The organism is Kitasatospora purpeofusca, assembly GCF_034043715.1.
GTDB lineage: Bacteria > Actinomycetota > Actinomycetes > Streptomycetales > Streptomycetaceae > Kitasatospora > Kitasatospora purpeofusca_A.
Genome location: NZ_JAXCLC010000034.1, coordinates 49,027 through 64,722, shown reverse-complemented (window position 1 = coordinate 64,722; position 15,696 = coordinate 49,027). Strand labels below are relative to the sequence as shown.

18 protein-coding genes are annotated in these 15,696 nt (G+C 73.7%); 11 read left to right on the top strand and 7 right to left on the bottom strand.

The features are described from left to right. Positions 1 to 48: 48 nt before the first annotated feature. The 5 genes from SM793_RS19150 to SM793_RS19130 all read right to left on the bottom strand — a co-directional run bounded on the left by SM793_RS19150 (position 49) and on the right by SM793_RS19130 (position 5,550). Positions 49 to 1,545 carry a HAMP domain-containing sensor histidine kinase gene (locus tag SM793_RS19150; protein WP_320439423.1) on the bottom strand — a complete coding sequence of 499 codons (1,497 nt, stop codon included), beginning with the start codon at positions 1,543 to 1,545 and terminating at the stop codon, positions 49 to 51. Further along, complete coding sequence (locus tag SM793_RS19145) at positions 1,542 to 2,321, bottom strand: response regulator transcription factor (RefSeq protein ID WP_320439422.1); 780 nt, start codon at positions 2,319 to 2,321, stop codon at positions 1,542 to 1,544. Before SM793_RS19145 ends, SM793_RS19150 begins: the two co-directional genes overlap by 4 nt. Positions 2,322 to 2,378: 57 nt before the next feature. Next, the gene (locus SM793_RS19140; protein ID WP_320439421.1) at positions 2,379 to 3,515 is read right to left on the bottom strand and encodes a S1C family serine protease; all 1,137 of its coding nucleotides are present in this window, start codon (positions 3,513 to 3,515) and stop codon (positions 2,379 to 2,381) included. Positions 3,516 to 3,621: 106 nt separating this feature from the next. Further along, positions 3,622 to 4,668 carry a LacI family DNA-binding transcriptional regulator gene (locus SM793_RS19135; RefSeq protein ID WP_266311815.1) on the bottom strand — a complete coding sequence of 349 codons (1,047 nt, stop codon included), beginning with the start codon at positions 4,666 to 4,668 and terminating at the stop codon, positions 3,622 to 3,624. 147 nt (positions 4,669 to 4,815) lie between these two features. Next, positions 4,816 to 5,550, bottom strand: a complete 735-nt coding sequence (locus SM793_RS19130; protein WP_320439420.1) for a response regulator transcription factor — start codon at positions 5,548 to 5,550, stop codon at positions 4,816 to 4,818. A 683-nt stretch (positions 5,551 to 6,233) separates the two neighbouring features. Here SM793_RS19130 and SM793_RS19125 point away from each other — a divergent pair. The 7 genes from SM793_RS19125 to SM793_RS19100 all read left to right on the top strand — a co-directional run bounded on the left by SM793_RS19125 (position 6,234) and on the right by SM793_RS19100 (position 11,285). Beyond that, positions 6,234 to 6,533: a MoaD/ThiS family protein gene (locus SM793_RS19125; protein ID WP_320439419.1), complete on the top strand. Its 300-nt coding sequence runs from the start codon at positions 6,234 to 6,236 to the stop codon at positions 6,531 to 6,533. Between the two features lie 5 nt (positions 6,534 to 6,538). Then, the gene (locus SM793_RS19120) at positions 6,539 to 8,194 is read left to right on the top strand and encodes a hypothetical protein (protein WP_320439418.1); all 1,656 of its coding nucleotides are present in this window, start codon (positions 6,539 to 6,541) and stop codon (positions 8,192 to 8,194) included. Positions 8,195 to 8,464: 270 nt separating this feature from the next. After that, entirely contained in the window at positions 8,465 to 9,181 is a 717-nt protein-coding gene (locus SM793_RS19115; protein ID WP_320439417.1) for a DUF2993 domain-containing protein, read from the top strand. A 225-nt stretch (positions 9,182 to 9,406) separates the two neighbouring features. Next, positions 9,407 to 9,487: an Ms5788A family Cys-rich leader peptide gene (locus tag SM793_RS36465; protein WP_350517234.1), complete on the top strand. Its 81-nt coding sequence runs from the start codon at positions 9,407 to 9,409 to the stop codon at positions 9,485 to 9,487. Positions 9,488 to 9,744: 257 nt separating this feature from the next. After that, a complete protein-coding gene (locus tag SM793_RS19110; protein ID WP_266311811.1) occupies positions 9,745 to 10,578 on the top strand; it encodes a sulfurtransferase in 834 nt (277 codons plus the stop codon). A 40-nt stretch (positions 10,579 to 10,618) separates the two neighbouring features. Then, positions 10,619 to 10,909, top strand: a complete 291-nt coding sequence (locus SM793_RS19105) for a DUF1416 domain-containing protein (RefSeq protein WP_030397542.1) — start codon at positions 10,619 to 10,621, stop codon at positions 10,907 to 10,909. Between the two features lie 70 nt (positions 10,910 to 10,979). Then, positions 10,980 to 11,285 (top strand): DUF3099 domain-containing protein, encoded by a 306-nt coding sequence (locus SM793_RS19100; protein ID WP_320439416.1) that lies wholly within the window; start codon positions 10,980 to 10,982, stop codon positions 11,283 to 11,285. Here SM793_RS19100 and SM793_RS19095 read toward each other — a convergent pair. After that, a complete protein-coding gene (locus SM793_RS19095) occupies positions 11,282 to 11,650 on the bottom strand; it encodes a DsrE family protein (RefSeq protein ID WP_093861462.1) in 369 nt (122 codons plus the stop codon). The two genes, SM793_RS19100 and SM793_RS19095, sit on opposite strands and share 4 nt — an antisense overlap. Positions 11,651 to 11,924: 274 nt before the next feature. On the opposite strand from SM793_RS19095, the gene SM793_RS19090 reads away from it, so the two are divergent. From SM793_RS19090 to SM793_RS19080, 3 genes are all read left to right on the top strand, one after another. Then, positions 11,925 to 12,527 (top strand): FABP family protein, encoded by a 603-nt coding sequence (locus SM793_RS19090; protein WP_266270259.1) that lies wholly within the window; start codon positions 11,925 to 11,927, stop codon positions 12,525 to 12,527. Positions 12,528 to 12,630: 103 nt separating this feature from the next. Then, positions 12,631 to 13,095, top strand: coding sequence for a Fur family transcriptional regulator (locus SM793_RS19085; protein WP_320439415.1), 465 nt, complete (start codon positions 12,631 to 12,633; stop codon positions 13,093 to 13,095). Positions 13,096 to 13,114: 19 nt separating this feature from the next. Continuing rightward, on the top strand, positions 13,115 to 14,077 hold the full coding sequence (locus SM793_RS19080; RefSeq protein ID WP_320439445.1) for a glycine cleavage T C-terminal barrel domain-containing protein: 963 nt from the start codon (positions 13,115 to 13,117) through the stop codon (positions 14,075 to 14,077). A 29-nt stretch (positions 14,078 to 14,106) separates the two neighbouring features. Here the strand turns inward: SM793_RS19080 and dtd are convergent, their stop codons facing one another. Further along, complete coding sequence (gene dtd, locus SM793_RS19075; RefSeq protein ID WP_320439414.1) at positions 14,107 to 14,547, bottom strand: D-aminoacyl-tRNA deacylase; 441 nt, start codon at positions 14,545 to 14,547, stop codon at positions 14,107 to 14,109. Between the two features lie 523 nt (positions 14,548 to 15,070). Here dtd and SM793_RS19070 point away from each other — a divergent pair. Further along, entirely contained in the window at positions 15,071 to 15,652 is a 582-nt protein-coding gene (locus SM793_RS19070) for an ABC transporter substrate-binding protein (RefSeq protein WP_320439444.1), read from the top strand. Positions 15,653 to 15,696 lie beyond the last annotated feature (44 nt).

The following is a 15,696-nucleotide window of genomic DNA, read 5'->3' as shown; positions in this document are numbered from 1 at the left end:
GCCCTTCTTTCGTGCCCGCGTCCGGGGCCCTGCTCCCGGGTCCCGCGCTCAGTCGGGGGAGGGGCCGCCGGGGAGCCGGACGGTGGCCAGCGCCCCGGGGCCGCCGTCCTGGGCCGGGCCGAGCGACACCTCGCCGCCGGCTTCCCGGACGCTCTGCGCGACGATCGACAGACCGAGGCCGGAGCCCGGGAGCTGGCGCGAGGACGGGGAGCGCCAGAACCGGTCGAAGACGTACGGCAGCTCGTCCTGCGGGATGCCGGGGCCGTGGTCGCGGACGGTCAGCACACCGCCGTCGAGCCGGACGGTGATGGTGCCGCCGGGCGGGCTGTACTTGACCGCGTTGTCCAGCAGGTTGATCACCGCGCGCTCCAGGCCGGCGGCGTCGGCGTGGACGAACCAGGGCGCGGTCGAGGTCTCGAAGACCAGCCCCGGGCCGCGCAGCTTGGCACGCTCGACCGCCCGTTCGGCGATCTCGTGCACGGCCACCACGGAGAGCGCGCGGACCGGCTTGGGGGAGTCCGGGCGGGAGAGCTGGAGCAGGTCGCCGATCAGCACGGTGAGCTCCTGCATCTGGGCCTTCATGTTGCCGAGCAGCTTGGTGCGGGTGGCGGGCGGGAGCGGCCGGCCGGTGTCGTCGCTGCGGATCATCAGGTCGACGTTGGTGCGCAGCGAGGTGAGCGGGGTACGCAGCTCGTGGCCCGCGTCGGCGATCAGCCGGGTCTGTCGTTCGCGGGAGTTGGCGAGGGCGGTGCTCATGGAGTTGAACGAGGCGGAGAGCCGGGCGATCTCGTCCTCGCCGTGGACCGGGATGGTGGTGCCGACCTCCTCGGTGCGGGCGATGTGCTCGACGGCGTCGGTGAGCTGGTCGACCGGTTTGAGGGCGGAGCGGGCGACCAGTCGCCCGGCGAGACCGGCGAGGACGATCCCGCCGAGGGCGACGCCGCCCAGGACGAAGGCGAATCGGTTGAGCGATTCGTCGACGGCCTTGGTGGAGGTGGCGACCATGACCAGGGTGGGGGGAAGAGCTTTCGGCTTGGTCCAGGAGACCCGGACCAGGGCCGGTTCACCGTTGGTGAAGTGGCCCTCGCGGATGATGAACCGGTTCGGCCGGAGAGAGAGGACCGCGGTGTCGTCGGGAGCCGGGGCGATGGCCTTGGTGGCCATGGGAGGCAGGCAGTACAGCGGCGTCGGACCGGTGATCACGTACTGGGTGTCCCGAGGGGCGGAGCCGCCGGCCGGCAGCTGTGGCGTCGTGCTTCGCACCGTCTTCAGGGCGTTCTGCAGATTGGGCGAGCAGTCGTCGACGACGGCGGGTGGACCGCCTTCGCGCGCGTTCTCCAGGTCGGTGCGGACCACGCCGTACAGCTGCTTCTCCACGATGAACCAGCAGGCCAGCGCCGAGACGACGATCGCGACCGCGACCGCCGCCGCGGTGAGCAGGGCGAAGCGGCTGCGCAGGGAGCGGGCGCGGTACCAGGCGCTGAGGCGGCCGCGGCGCGGGATGCGCGGCGGGGCGAGCGGCGGCGGCGGGACGGTGGGGCTCACGCCGCGGTGCCGGCTGCCGGGCGGAGCGCGTAGCCGACCCCGCGGACGGTCTGGATGACCCGGGGCAGGCCGCCCTGCTCGGTCTTGCGGCGCAGGTACATCACGTACACGTCCAGCGAGTTGGAGGAGGGCTCGAAGTCGAAGCCCCAGACCGCCTTGAGGATCTGCTCCCGGGTGAGCACCTGGCGGGGGTGGGCGAGGAACATCTCCAGCAGCATGAACTCGGTGCGGGTCAGTTCGACCGGTCGGCCGGACCGGGTGACCTCGCGGGTGGCGGTGTTCATCCGCAGGTCCGCGAAGGCCAGGACGTCGGTCTCCTCCTCGACGGCGGCCGCCCGGGCGGCGGCGGCCTCGGTGGCGAGCGCGTTGCGCCGCAGCAGGGCGCGCACCCGGGCGAGCAGTTCGTCGAGTTCGAAGGGTTTGGCCAGGTAGTCGTCGGCGCCGACGTCGAGGCCGGTGACCCGGTCGCCGACGGCGTCCCGGGCGGTGAGCATCAGGACCGGGACGGTGTCGCCGCGCGAGCGCATCCGGCGGACGGCGGTGAGGCCGTCCATCCGGGGCATCATGATGTCGAGCAGTACGAGGTCCGGCCGGTCGCGCTCGACGGATTCGAGGGCCTCGTAGCCGTCGGTGGCGGTGGCGACCTCGTAGCCCTCGAAGACGAGGCTGCTCTCCAAGGCGTCCCGGAGGGCGGGTTCGTCGTCGACCACGAGGAGCCGGGCGGTGGTCTGCTGCCCGGGCTCGGCGGGGGTGCGGTCGTCGGCGGACGGGGTCATCGGCGGTTGCCCTTTCTGGTGGCGGGAGGCCCTGCTCGGGTCAATTGTCGGGCGTGCTCAGACGTTCTGGCCGGACTGCAGCCGGGGCAGCACCTGCTTGACGTCGTCGATCGGGATGGCGAAGCCCAGGCCGACGCTGCCGGCCCCGCTGCCGCCGGCGGTGGCGCTCGATCCGCTCGGCGAGTACATGGCCGAGTTGATGCCGATGACCTGCCCGGAGGCGTTGATCAGCGGGCCGCCGGAGTTGCCCGGGTTGAGTGCGGCGTCGGTCTGGAAGGCCTGGTAGGTGGCGGTGCGGCCGCCGTTCTGCGGGGTGCTGCCGCGCAGCCCGGGCAGGTCGGGGAGGCCGAAGCCGCCGTTGCCGCTGGTGGTGCCCTCGTCGAGCTGGACGGTGACCTCGCGGTGCTCGGCGCTGATGATGCCGGAGGTGACGGTGCCGGTGAGGCCCTCGGGGTTGCCGATGGCGACGACCGGGTCGCCGACCGAGACGGCGGCGGAGTCGCCGAGCACGGCGGGGGTGAGCTGCCGGGCGCCGCTCGCGGTGATCACGGCGGCGTCCAGGCTCTTGTCGGTGCCGGTGAGGGCGGCGGTCGCGGTGGAGCCGTCGTGGAAGGCGACGGTGATCCGGCCGCCGTCGGCCGCGCCGGAGACCACGTGGTAGTTGGTGAGGATCTGGCCGCCGGAGGTGAGGATCACGCCGGTGCCGGTGGCGGTCCCGTTCGCGGTCTGCACCGTGATTTGGACGACGCTGGGCGCGGCGGCGGCCGCGACGGCGGCGACGTCGGCGCTGCCGTCGGAACGGGCGGCGACCGGGCCGGCGACGGTGCCGGTGCGGCTCGCCGAGCCGTGGCCCTGGGCGGCGACGACGCCGCCGGTGACCCCGCCGAGGACGGCGGCGACCGCGGCGACGGCGGTGACCAGGGTGAGCCGCCCGCGCAGCAGGCCGCGCCGGGCCCGGTGGCCGGGACCCGCGGACGGTGCCGGGCCGGCCGGCTCGGGCGGGAACGGCGGGAGCGGGGGAGGGGGCGGGGTGCCGGCGGCGCCGTAGCCGGTGCGCTCGTACAGGCTGCCGCGCAGGACGGTGCCCGGGACGACCCGGTCCCCGGGGGATCCGGCCGGGTGCTCGGACGGTCCGTCGTACGGGCCGTCGTACGGTCCGTCGGTGCGGTGCTGCCACTGCTGGTGATCGCTCATGGCGACCAACGTCCGCCCGGCGGATGAGAATCCGGTGAGAGTGCGCTCAGAAGGCTCCGAGAAGCCCGTTGACTTCTCATAAAGCCTGGTCAGGCCGGGCCGCGCGCTACGACCCGGCGCCGTCCGGCGAGCAGCCGCAGGAACGCCGTACGACCAGGCGCGACGGGAACTTGCGGACCCGTTCGGTGTCCGAGCCGGGCACCATCAACGAGTCGTCCAGGACGAGGTCCACCGCGGCCCGGGCCATCGCGTCGCGGTCGGAGGCGACGGTGGTCAGCGGCGGGTCGGCCAGCGCGGCCTCCGGCACGTCGTCGAAGCCGGCCACGGCGAGGTCCTCCGGCACCCGCAGGCCCACCTCGCGGGCGGCCCGCAGGACACCGATGGCCTGGTCGTCGGTGGAGCAGAAGATCGCCGGGGGGCGGTTCTCGGAGCGCAGCACGCCGAGGGCGACGTCGTAGGCGCCGTAGCGGTGGAAGGGCGCGTCGATCAGGTGCGGTTCGGTCGGCAGGCCGTGCGCGTCCATGGCGCGCTGCCAGCCCTCGACGTGGTCGATGACCGGGTCACCGGGCGCGGGGGACTCGACCGGGCCGCCGAAGCAGGCCACGTACGGGTGCCCGTGCACCTCCAGCAGGTGGCGGACGACGGCCTCGGCGCCGCCCACGTCGTCGGTGACCACCGCGACGTCGTCGATCGCCTCGGGGCGGCGGTGCAGCAGGACGACCTTCGCCCCCTCCATGGCGGCGAACTCCTCGGCGGCCCGCTGGGAGGGGCCCTGGCTGACCAGGATCAGGCCGGAGACCCGCATGCCGAGGAAGGCGCGGACGTAGTGGACCTCGCGGTCGTCGACGTAGTCGGAGTTGCCGATCAGCACCAGCTTGCCGCGTTCGGAGGCGGCCCGTTCCACGGCGTGCGCCATCTCGGCGAAGAACGGCTGGCGGGCGTCCGGGACGACCATGCCGATGAGGTTGGTGCGGCGGGAGGCCATCGCCTGCGCGACGCTGTTCGGCCGGTAGCCGAGCTGCTCGATCGCGGCGAGCACCTTCTCCCGGGTGGCGGGCGCGACCGGCCGCGGCCCGTTGTTGATCACGTAGCTGACGACCGCGGTCGAGGTACCAGCCAGTCGGGCTACATCGTCGCGCGTCACTTTGGCCACGGGGGGAGTCTACGCGGGTGGCGTGCGGCCGGGCAGTGGGGACCGCCCCCGGCCGGGGCCGTTCGTGGGCCGGCTCCCGGACGGGGTGGGGCGAATCCGGACAGGCCGGGCCGGGCGGTGCGGAGCGGGCCCGCCCGGCCCCGCCGGTCAGGCCTCCAGGACCGTCGCGGGGCGCCGGGCGGCCTGGTCGGGACGCTCGCCCTTGTCGGGCTTCTCCGGGACGACGAAGCGGTAGCCGACGTTGCGGACGGTGCCGATCAGGCCCTCGTGCTCGACGCCGAGCTTGGCCCGCAGCCGCCGGACGTGCACGTCGACCGTCCGGGTGCCGCCGAAGTAGTCGTAGCCCCAGACCTCCTGCAGCAGCTGGGCCCGGGTGAAGACCCGGCCGGGGTGCTGGGCGAGGTACTTGAGCAGCTCGAACTCCTTGAAGGTGAGGTCGAGCACCCGGCCCTTGAGCTTGGCCGAGTAGGTGGCCTCGTCGACCGAGAGGTCGCCGTTGCGGATCTCCGTCGGGCTGTCGTCGGTGGCCACCTGGAGCCGGCCGAGGGCGAGCCGCAGCCGGGCCTCGACCTCGGCCGGGCCGGCGGTGTCGAGCAGGACGTCGTCGATGCCCCACTCCGCGGTGACGGCGGCCAGGCCGCCCTCGGTCACCACCAGGATCAGCGGGGAGCCGATGCCGGTGGAGCGCAGCAGCTGGCAGAGGCTGCGGATCTGCGGCAGGTCGCGCCTGCCGTCCACCAGGATGACGTCGGCGCTGGGGGTGTCGACCAGGGCGGCACCCTCGGCGGGCGCCACCCGGACGTTGTGCAGCAGCAGGCCGAGCGCGGGCAGTACCTCCGCGGAGGGCTGCAGCGCGTTGGTGAGGAGGAGCAGAGAACTCATACCCGGTAGTCCCCTTTCCGGGTCGTCGCGGTCGCGTTCCGGCCGCCGCCACAGCCGGATGGCGCACGTGCTGGTGAGGGGGAGGAGGGGGACGCCCGGTGGGAACCGTTGGACCCGCTGCCGCGGGCGGCCGAACGGGGCGCGCGCCGGGGGTCCCGCAACCCGTGGTGCACCGTTTCTGCCCTGTTCATCCCGCGAACCTTCCGGTCCTGGCCCGTCCCGGGCGGCGGCCCGGAGCCGGGGTTGTCCGACGCCCCTGCCGGGCCCGGCACGTCCTTGTGCCGTGCGTGGCGGGGGCGGTTCCAGCGGACCGCCGGGGGTGGGCCGACGATTCGCAAGAACGTCCGTACTGGCGTCCTGAAAGCACAAAAGGACCCGGGGGCGACTCTGCCCGGATCCCTCAGGGGTCGAGGATAGCCGACCGGTCCCCGGGCCGGGAGGGCTCCGACCCGGCGGTTCGGCCCTTTTCGGGCGCGCCCCGGGTGAGCCCTGCCACAGCTTCGCGAGGGCGCCGCCGGGCACCGGGCCAGGGCGATTGCCGCTCCTGCGGGCGAACACGCCATCATGGGACGCACATCGGCGGCACCGTGCGCGTACACCTTTCGGGCGACGCCCGGCCGCCTCCGGTGGTGGACCCGGCCGGGGTACCCGGGAACGGGCGAGGACGACGAGAAGGGGTTGCCATGGGCGCGACCACCGGGCACGACCCGGCGGCCGCCGTTCGGGTGAGCGGAACGATCCGCTACTGGGCGGCGGCGAAGTCGGAGGCCGGGCTGGCCGAGGAGCCGTACCTGGCCGTGACCCTGGCCGAGGCGCTGGCGGAGGCCAGGGAGCGGCACGCCGACCGGCCGAAGCTGGTCCTGCTGCTCGGCCACTGCTCCTACCTGGTGGACGGTTCGCCGGTGGGCGGCCGTGATCACACGACGGTGGCGCTCAGTGAGGGCGGCACCGTCGAGGTCCTCCCGCCGTTCGCGGGCGGGTGAGCGGCGTGACCGGGACGAACGGGACCCCCGAGGGGCCGCCGCGGCGGCACCGGGCGCAGCCGCCGCAGCAAATGCAGTACCCGTACGGGCAGCCCCAGCAGCCCCCGCAGCAGCAGCCGGCGGCGGCGCAGGAGCAGCCGCAGTCGCAGCAGCCGGGGCCACAGGGGTACTACCCCCAGCAGCCGCCGTATCCGTACGCCCCGCAGCAGGGGTACGCGCCGGATCCTTATGCGCAGCAGGGGCTCGCGGCGCAGCCGCACGCCCCCGGAGCGGGTGCACCGCCGTACGGCGGACCGTCGGCGCAGCCGCCGGGATACCCGCAGCAGCAGCCGTACGGACAGCAGGCCCACGGGCAGCAGGCCCAGGGACAGCAGGCGTACGGGCAGCCGCCCTACGGGGCGGGGCCGGGCAGTGGTCCGGCCGTGGACGACGCCGCGACGGCGCTGCTCCCGCCGGTGCCGCCGCTGGACGACGCGGCCGAGACGGCACTGCTCCCGCCCGTGCGGGTGTCCGGCGTGGTGCTGCCGGGTGCCGAGGGCCGGCCGGCGGAGCCGTTCCCCGGCCACGCCCAGCCCCGGGCCCGGCACGGCCGGCCGCAGGCCCAGGCACCCGCCGGGGCCCCGTACGGCCAGGGTCCGGCGCAGGGCCGTGCCCCAACCCACGCGCAGCCCCAGGCCCAGGCCCACGTCCCGGCGCCCGTGCCGGATCAGGGGCAGGCCCTGGACCAGCCGACCATGACCCTGAAGCTGCCGGAGCCGCCGGCCCCCGTGCTGACCGACCCGGCCGCCGCCCGCGCGGCCAGGGCGGCCCGCGCCGCGCAGCACGCGCACGCGGTGCCGGCCGGCCACGGCGCTCCTGGGGCTCCGGCCGCGCCGTTCACCGCCCCGGCGCCGTTCCCGGTCACCCCTGCCCCGGCCCCGGCCCCGGTCCCGGCTCCGGCGGCGCCCGCCGTCCGGACCGGTTCGCCGATCAACGACCCCGGCCTCCAGCCGGCCCTGCTCACCGCCGGTGCCGCCGCCCTGCTGGCCGGCGGCGCGGCGCTCGGCCAGGTCGGGCTGGCGCTGGCGCTCGTGCTGCTCCAGGGTCTGACGGCGGCCGGCTGGTTCCGGCTGAACGGCATGTGGCCGGCCCGTCAGGGCATCGCGCTGGCCGCGCTGTCCGGCGTGGTGGCCGACGCGGCGGTGCTGCTGGCCGACGAGGACGGCGGCACGGCGGCGGTGGTCGGCACGCTCGGCGGGTTCTTCCTGCTGGTCCTGGTGCTGCAGACGTTCCGGCCGGCCGATCCGAAGGAGCGGTTCTACGCGCTCACCGTGCTCGGTTCGGCCACCGTGGTGACGGTGCTCTGCACGGCGCTGCTGCTGGCGGACTGGGTGCCGGCGGCGGTCGGGGCGGTCGCGCTGGCGACGCTGCTGGCGGCCGCACCGCTGCCCGGGCCGAAGTGGCTGGGCCCGCTGCTGGGCCTGCTCGCGGCGGTCGGGCTGGGTCTCGCGGTCGGCGCCCCGCCGGCGCTGGGCGCGGCGGCCGGTCTCGGCGCCCTGATCGGCCGCCGGGTGGCGGGGTACGACTTCCCGTCCCGGTTCGTGCACATGACGGCGGGCGTGGCGCTGCCACTCGCGGTCGCGGCGCCCCTGGTGTGGATCGCCACGACCCTGCTCGGCTGACCGCCGCCGCCACGGCGGTCTTCCGTACGACGTCCCGCCCCGGAACCATGCTCCGGGGCGGGACGTCGTACGGTCGTGCGGAGCGGCCGTACCGGAGTACCCGGATCCGCCGCGGTGGGGGCCGACCGCAGCGCGACCGCGGTACGACCGCGGCACGACCGCGGCACGCGGACGGTGCACGACAGCGCAGCACAGCAGAGCACAGCGCATCACAGCGCAGCACGGCGAACGACAGCGAACGACGGCGACCGGCGACGACGGGGGAGAGCGATGCGCGGCTGGCTGAAGGCGACCATCGGCCTGGTGGTGCTCTCGGGGGTGCTGGTGGGCGCCGACCGGATAGCCGTGGGGGTGGCCGAGGACGAGGCGGCTGACCAGATCCTGAAGAGCGGCCGGATGAGCCAGAAGCCGCACGTGTCGATCGAGGGCTTCCCGTTCCTCACCCAGGTCGTCTGGCAGAAGCTGGACGATGTGCGGATCTCCGCCGACGGGCTGACCGTCGGCGAGGGCAAGGACAAGGTCGCGCTGCATTCCTTCTCGGCCAGGCTCTCCGGTGTCGAGGTCAGCGACAACATGAGCAGCGCCACCGTGGACACCGGTTCCGGCTCCGGTCTGATCGACTACGCGGACCTGTCGCGACTGCTGCCGCCGGCCTCGGAGCTGGTGCCGAACGCGGGCCGGCTCTCGCTCGGCGCCAACACCCGGCTGAGCCTCTCCTACGGCGGGCCGGGCAAGGTCAAGGCCTCGCTCGGGCCGTTCCCGGTCGGTGAGGCCTCGGTGCACAACAAGGGGAACACCGTGACGGTGGACGGCTTCCGGATGAGCGCGATGGCCACACTGCTCGCCGGGGTGTCCGACCAGGCCATCGCCCCGATCAGCTTCACTCTCGCCGCGCTCCCCGCCGGGCTGAACCTCGCCTCGGTGACGCCGCAGGAGGACGGCTTCCGGCTGGCCTTCGACGGCAAGGGCATCAAGCTCATCGGCTGACCGGGCCCCGCCGCCCACCGTTCCGCTCCGCGAGACGCGCTGTCCAGCGCCGGCCGCGGAGCGGTGCTGTTCCCGCCCCCGGAGCGGCCCCCGGGGCCCCGCCGTCCGGACCGTGGCCGGTTCCCGATGCCCATGGGCAGGTCAAATCCCAGCATCCGAGCTATCCGGTCTCGGTATTCGATACGCTGATGACAGCGGGCGCCGGGTGTCCCTAGCATCGTCTGCATGAAGCGACAGACGGACCTCACGAAGCGGCGGGCGGTAGACCTGTGCCGCGTGGCCGCCTGTCTGTGTCGAATGCGCTGACTCGGCGTCCTGGCAGGGCAGTTGCCGCCCGCCGCCGATTTCTCCGGTGACCTGTGCCGGCCCCTCGGGCCGGGCGCGGCCGCCCTGCTCCGCACCTCTCGCGCGCTCCCACCGCACGCCGCCGTACGTCCCACTATTCGGACGGGAATTCGGACGGGCGTCCGACGGGCGACCGCACCCCCGCTGCGTCGCAGCACCCGAAGCAGCCACCAGCAGCACCACCTTCCGCAAACCGCCCCCGGATGGAGAACATCACCATGAGCCGCAGCGACGTCCTGGTCGACGCCGACTGGGTCCAGGCCCGCCTGGACGACCCGAAGGTCGTCATCGTCGAGGTCGACGAGGACACCTCCGCCTACGACAAGAACCACATCCGCAACGCCGTCCGGATCGACTGGAAGTCCGACCTCCAGGACCCGGTCCGCCGCGACTTCATCGACCAGGCCGGCTTCGAGGCGCTGCTCAGTGCCAAGGGCATCGCCAACGACGACACCGTCGTCCTCTACGGCGGCAACAACAACTGGTTCGCCTCGTACGCCTACTGGTACTTCAAGCTGTACGGCCACGGTGACGTCCGCCTGCTCGACGGCGGCCGCAAGAAGTGGGAGCTCGACTCCCGCGACCTGGTCGCCGAGGTGCCGCAGCGCGCCGCGACCGAGTACACGGCGCAGGCCGTCGACTCCTCGATCCGCGCCTTCCGCGACGACGTGCTCGCCGCCATCGGCACGCTCAACCTGGTCGACGTCCGCTCGCCCGACGAGTTCTCCGGCAAGCTGCTCGCCCCGGCCCACCTCCCGCAGGAGCAGTCGCAGCGCCCCGGCCACGTGCCCTCCGCGCGCAACATCCCGTGGGCGAAGAACGCCAACGACGACGGCACCTTCAAGAGCGACGACGAGCTCAAGGCCCTGTACGAGGCCGAGGGCATCGACCTGGCGAAGGACACCATCGCCTACTGCCGCATCGGCGAGCGCTCGGCGCTCACCTGGTTCGTCCTGCACGAGCTGCTCGGCCAGGAGAACGTGAAGAACTACGACGGCTCCTGGACCGAGTACGGCAGCCTCGTCGGCGTGCCGATCGAGCTCGGCAACTGAGCCACCGGCTCCACCCGTAAGACCGAAGGGAAACAGGACAATGTGCGGTGCGAAGGCCGGCGGCCCGGACCTGGCAGGAGTTGACGTGGCGAACGAGACCATCATCCAGGGTTCGGTGACCCGAGACGGCGAGCCGGTCAACGGCTACGTCCGGCTGCTCGACGAGGGCGGCGAGTTCACGGCCGAGGTGCCCACCTCGGCGACCGGCCAGTTCCGGTTCTTCGCGCGCCCGGGCAAGTGGACCCTGCGCGCGCTCATCCCGGGCCAGACCGTGGACCGCCAGGTGGTCGCCTCCCAGGGCAACCTGACCGAGGTCGCGATCGCGGTCTGACCGGTCCACGACGGATCGGCGTCACCGAGGGCCCCTGCCGTGCGGGGGCCCTCGGGCATACCGTGGACGTGTGCAGGCACGTCGGCGACACCGCTACTACTTCGCCATGATGGGCGTCTGCCTCGGGCTGTTCGTGCTGGCCTGGGGTGTCGTGCGGTTCTGGTCCGTCCCGGCCGCGATCGGTATGTGCGTGGTCGCGATGGTGATCCCGCCCGCCGCCGCGGTCTTCGCCAACAAGCGGGACCCCGAGGACGACTGGTGGAACGACCCGCGCTGGGAGGACCCGAAGTGGGACGAGCCCGGCCACGACCGGGACCGCCCCGACCGGGACCGCGCTGACCGGGAGGGGCCCGACCGGGAGGGGCCTCCTGGCTAGTACACGAGGGCCTGCACGCCGTCGGCCATGATCTCGCTGACGAAGACCTGGGCGCCCGCGATCCGGACACCCTCGACGGTGTCCTTCTGCTCGATCCCGCGCCGCACCGCGCACTGGGTGCAGAGGGTGACCGTGCCGGCCGCCAGGACCGACTCCAGCAGGTCCGGCAGCGGCGCCGCGTGCGGCAGCTCGAACCCGGCCGCGCGCCCGGGCAGGGCGAACCAGGACGACTCCCCGGTCAGCCAGAGCGAGACCTCGACCCCGCTGGCGACGGCGACCGCCGCCACCGTGAAGGCCTGCGAGCACCGCTCGGGAGCGTCGGCCCCGGCGGTCACCTTGATGACGAGCTTCTTCTGAGACGACATGCCCGACACACTAGATCGCCGACGTGGTGGGGCTCACCGAGACCCGTCGGTGCCGTCCGGATAGAGTGAGCGCCAGCTGAATCCATCACACTGTCGCCGCCCTGGGAGCCCCCCGTGTCCGGTCTGGAAATCTTCTTCGACGGTCTGCTGGCCCTCATGGCCGTGCTGATCACCTGGTTCGCCGTCTTCTCGGTGATGAAGCTGTACCAGGGCCAGCGCTGAGCGACTGCCGTACGGTTGAAGTGATCCCGCACCGACGACAGCGACCAGGAACATGATCGAGATCCCCTCTGACCTCCACAAGGACGTCGTCCCGCTGGCCTTCCTCCTCGGCACCTGGGAGGGCGCGGGCGTCTACGCCCCCCTGCCGGGCGCGGAGGGCCAGGACACCGAGAAGTGCAACTTCGGCCAGGAGATCGTCATCCGCCACGACGGACGGCCCTTCCTGGAGTTCCGCTCCCGCAGCTGGGTGCTGGACAACGAGGGCGAGAAGGTCCGTCCGCTGGAGAACGAGCACGCCTTCTGGCGCGTCACCAGCAACCAGCACGGCGCCAGCGGTGCCCGCGGGATCGAGATCTCCTCCGTCCGCGACGACGGCACGGTGGAGATCTGGTACGGCGAGCTGGCCGACGGCAAGCCGCAGATCGACGTCTCCACCGACGCGGTGGCCCGGATCGAGGGCTCCCCGGAGTACTCGGGCGGCAAGCGGCTCTACGGCTTCGTCAACGAGGAACTGCTCTGGGTCGGCGAGAAGGCCGCCCCGAACGTCCCGCTGCGCCCGTACATGTCCGCCCAGCTGAAGAAGGTGCTCTCGCCGGCCCAGCTGATCAAGGACATCAACGACCTGCCGGACGACGGCATCGCGTTCTTCAAGTAGGAAGCGCGCGGCGTCCGCCGAGGCGCACAGGTACAGGGACCGGCCCGTCGGCCGGTCCCTACACTTGTCCCAGGACCCCCGACGTTTGGCAGGGAACAGGACCGTGGCGGACACCGGCACCACCGACTGGCAGCTCTCCGGAGACTGGAAGGCCGATCTGCGCGAACGCGGCTACCGGCTCACCCCGCAGCGCCAGCTCGTCCTGGAGGCGGTCGACGCGCTCGACCACGCCACCCCGGACGACATCCTCTGCCACGTCCGGCAGACCGCCAGCGGCGTCAACATCTCCACCGTCTACCGGACCCTGGAGCTGCTGGAGGAGCTCGGCCTGGTTTCGCACGCCCACCTCGGCCACGGCGCCCCGACCTACCACCTGGCCGGCCGCCACCACCATCTGCACCTGGTCTGCCGGGACTGCGAGAAGGTCACCGAGACCGGCACCGAGATCGCCCAGCCGCTGATCGACAGCCTGCGCGCCCAGCACGGCTTCGACACCGACCTCAAGCATTTCGCCATCTTCGGCCGCTGCGCCGACTGCTCCGCGAAGCGCGCCGCCGAGCGGCCGTAAGCTAGCCGGTATGACCGGTCTGAAGAGCCCGCTGCTTTCGCTGTCCGGAGCCGTCCCCGCCGAGGGCGCCGACGAGGGCGTGGCCGCCCACTACGGTGACCTCTTCCGCGAGCAACGCAGCCTCGCCCGGGGGTCCGGCTTCGTCGACCTCTCGCACCGCGGCGTGCTCACCGTCACCGGCGACGACCGGCTGAGCTGGCTGCACCTGCTGCTCACCCAGCACGTCAGCGCGCTGCCGTCGGGGCAGGCCACCGAGGCGCTGGTGCTCTCCCCGAACGGGCACGTCGAGCACGCCCTCTACCTGGTCGACGACGGCACCACCACCTGGGCGCACGTCGAGCCGGGCACCCAGCAGGCGCTGATCGGCTACCTGGAGAGCATGAAGTTCTTCTACCGGGTCGAGGTGGCCGACGCGACCGCCGACTTCGCGGTGGTGCACCTGCCGGCCGGCTCGACCGTCTCCGCCGCGGGCGCGGCAGCCGTCCGGGAGCTGACGTACGGGCGGGACCTCTTCCTGCCGCGCGCCGAACTCGCCGCACTGACCTCGGGGTACGGCCCGGCGGCCGGCATCCTGGCGTACGAGGCGCTGCGGATCGAGGGCCACCGGCCGCGGCTCGGCTTCGAGACCGACCACCGGACCATCCCGCACGAGGTGGACTGGCTGGCCACCGCCGTCCACCTGCAGAAGGGCTGCTACCGGGGGCAGGAGACGGTGGCCCGGGTGCACAACCTCGGCCGGCCGCCGCGCCGGCTGGTCTTCCTGCACCTGGACGGCACCGAGGAGGTGCTGCCCCCGCACGGCACCGAGGTCCGGCTCGCCTCGGATCCGCAGGGGCGGGCGCTCGGCGTCGTGACCTCCTCGGCGCGCCACCACGAGCTCGGGCCGGTCGCGCTGGCCGTCGTGAAGCGGAACGTGCCGGTGGACGCGGTACTGCTGGCCGGCACGGTGCCGGGGACGCAGGACGTGATCGTCCCGCAGTAGCCACGCAGTAGCCCCGCCGATCGCGGCGGTCAGACCTCGACCAGCACCGTGAACGGGCCGTCGTTCACCAGCGCCACCTTCATGTCGGCGCCGAACCGGCCGGTCTCGACCTCGGCGCCGAGCGCGCGCAGTCGGGCGACCACCTCGTCCACCAGCGGCTCGGCGACCGGGCCGGGCGCGGCGGCGTTCCAGGTGGGGCGGCGGCCCTTGCGGGCGTCGCCGTAGAGCGTGAACTGGCTGATGACCAGCAGCGGCGCCGCGATGTCCGAGCACGACCGCTCGACGCCGTCCCCGTCGGCGGGCAGCAGCCGCAGGGTCCAGAGCTTGCGGGCGAGCTGGGCCGCCTTGGCGGGGGTGTCGTCATGGGTGACGCCGACCAGGGCGCAGAGCCCGGGCCCCTCGATCGCGCCGACGGTCTCCCCGGCCACCGTCACCCGGGCCTCGCTCACTCGCTGCACCACTGCTCGCATGCGGTCATTCTGCCGGAGCCGGTGGGGGCGCGAGCAGGCCCCCCAAGAGCGCCTGTTGGCCTGGCGCGCGCCGGGTAGCGTGCGCCTGCGCGCTCCTTGGCGCTGCTCTTGCTGCGAAAAGCTTCGGTCGTATCAGCCACCCCTCTTCGCCAGGGGGCCGTTCGGGTGCACGGGCGGTGCGGCGGCGGCGGGCGGGGTGGCACGCTGGGGGACCGTACAAGGGCGGATCCGGCCGTCCGCCGCGTCATGCGGGGAAGGCCGGACACGTCCGTGGTCCGGGGCGCCGAAGGTCCGCCGCGCCGGACCCGGTTCGGCCGGGCGGTCGAGCCGGTAGGTCAGGCGTTCTGGTCGTGTCGCCCCGGTGGGTGGCCACGGCCGGGGGAGGGAACCATCGCGGGCGTCCGGGCGTGCCTCCGGACGGGAACGCGCCGACGGCGCGCGCGGCGGTGACGGGCCGGACCGGCGGCAGGCGACGGGGTGCCGCGAGCGGGCGGGATCGGGACGACGGCAGGTGGGTTGGTTGATGGATGCGATCGGCACGGCACAGGACCGGTACGAGCGGTCACCGGAGGACCCCGGGTCCGAACCGGACCTCGAAGGACTGGGCCTGGACCAGCTGCGGACCCTGCGCCGGGAGACCCTGGAGCAGGAGGAGGACCTCTCCTACCTGCGGCGGCTGCTGCACGGCCGGATGGACATCCTGCTGGCCGAGCTGGACCGCCGGCCCGACGGCGGCGCGGCCCGTCCGACGGACCAGGCGGAGCCGGCCGGCGCCCTGCTGGAGCGGCTGTCGGCCATCCTGACGGACGCGGCGCCGACCGTCCGCCGCTCGGCCCGGCACGTCACCCTGGGGCCGCCGCGGGGGGAGCGGTCCCAGCTGGAGGCGGACACGTTGATGGGAGACGTGCAGCTGGCCGACCTGGCCGCGCACCCGGCGGCGGAGCTGCTGGCGGCGCTGGAACGGCTGCGCGCGCACGAGCGCGAGGTGTCCGGGCGGCGGCAGCGACTGCTGCGGACGGCGGACGGCTGCAACGCCGAAATCACCCGCAGGTACCGTGATGGGGAAGCACGGGTCGACGACCTGCTCGCAGGCGGCCCGCTCTGACCGGACGAGGCCCCCGGGTGGGGACGGGCCCGGCTCGCCCCCGG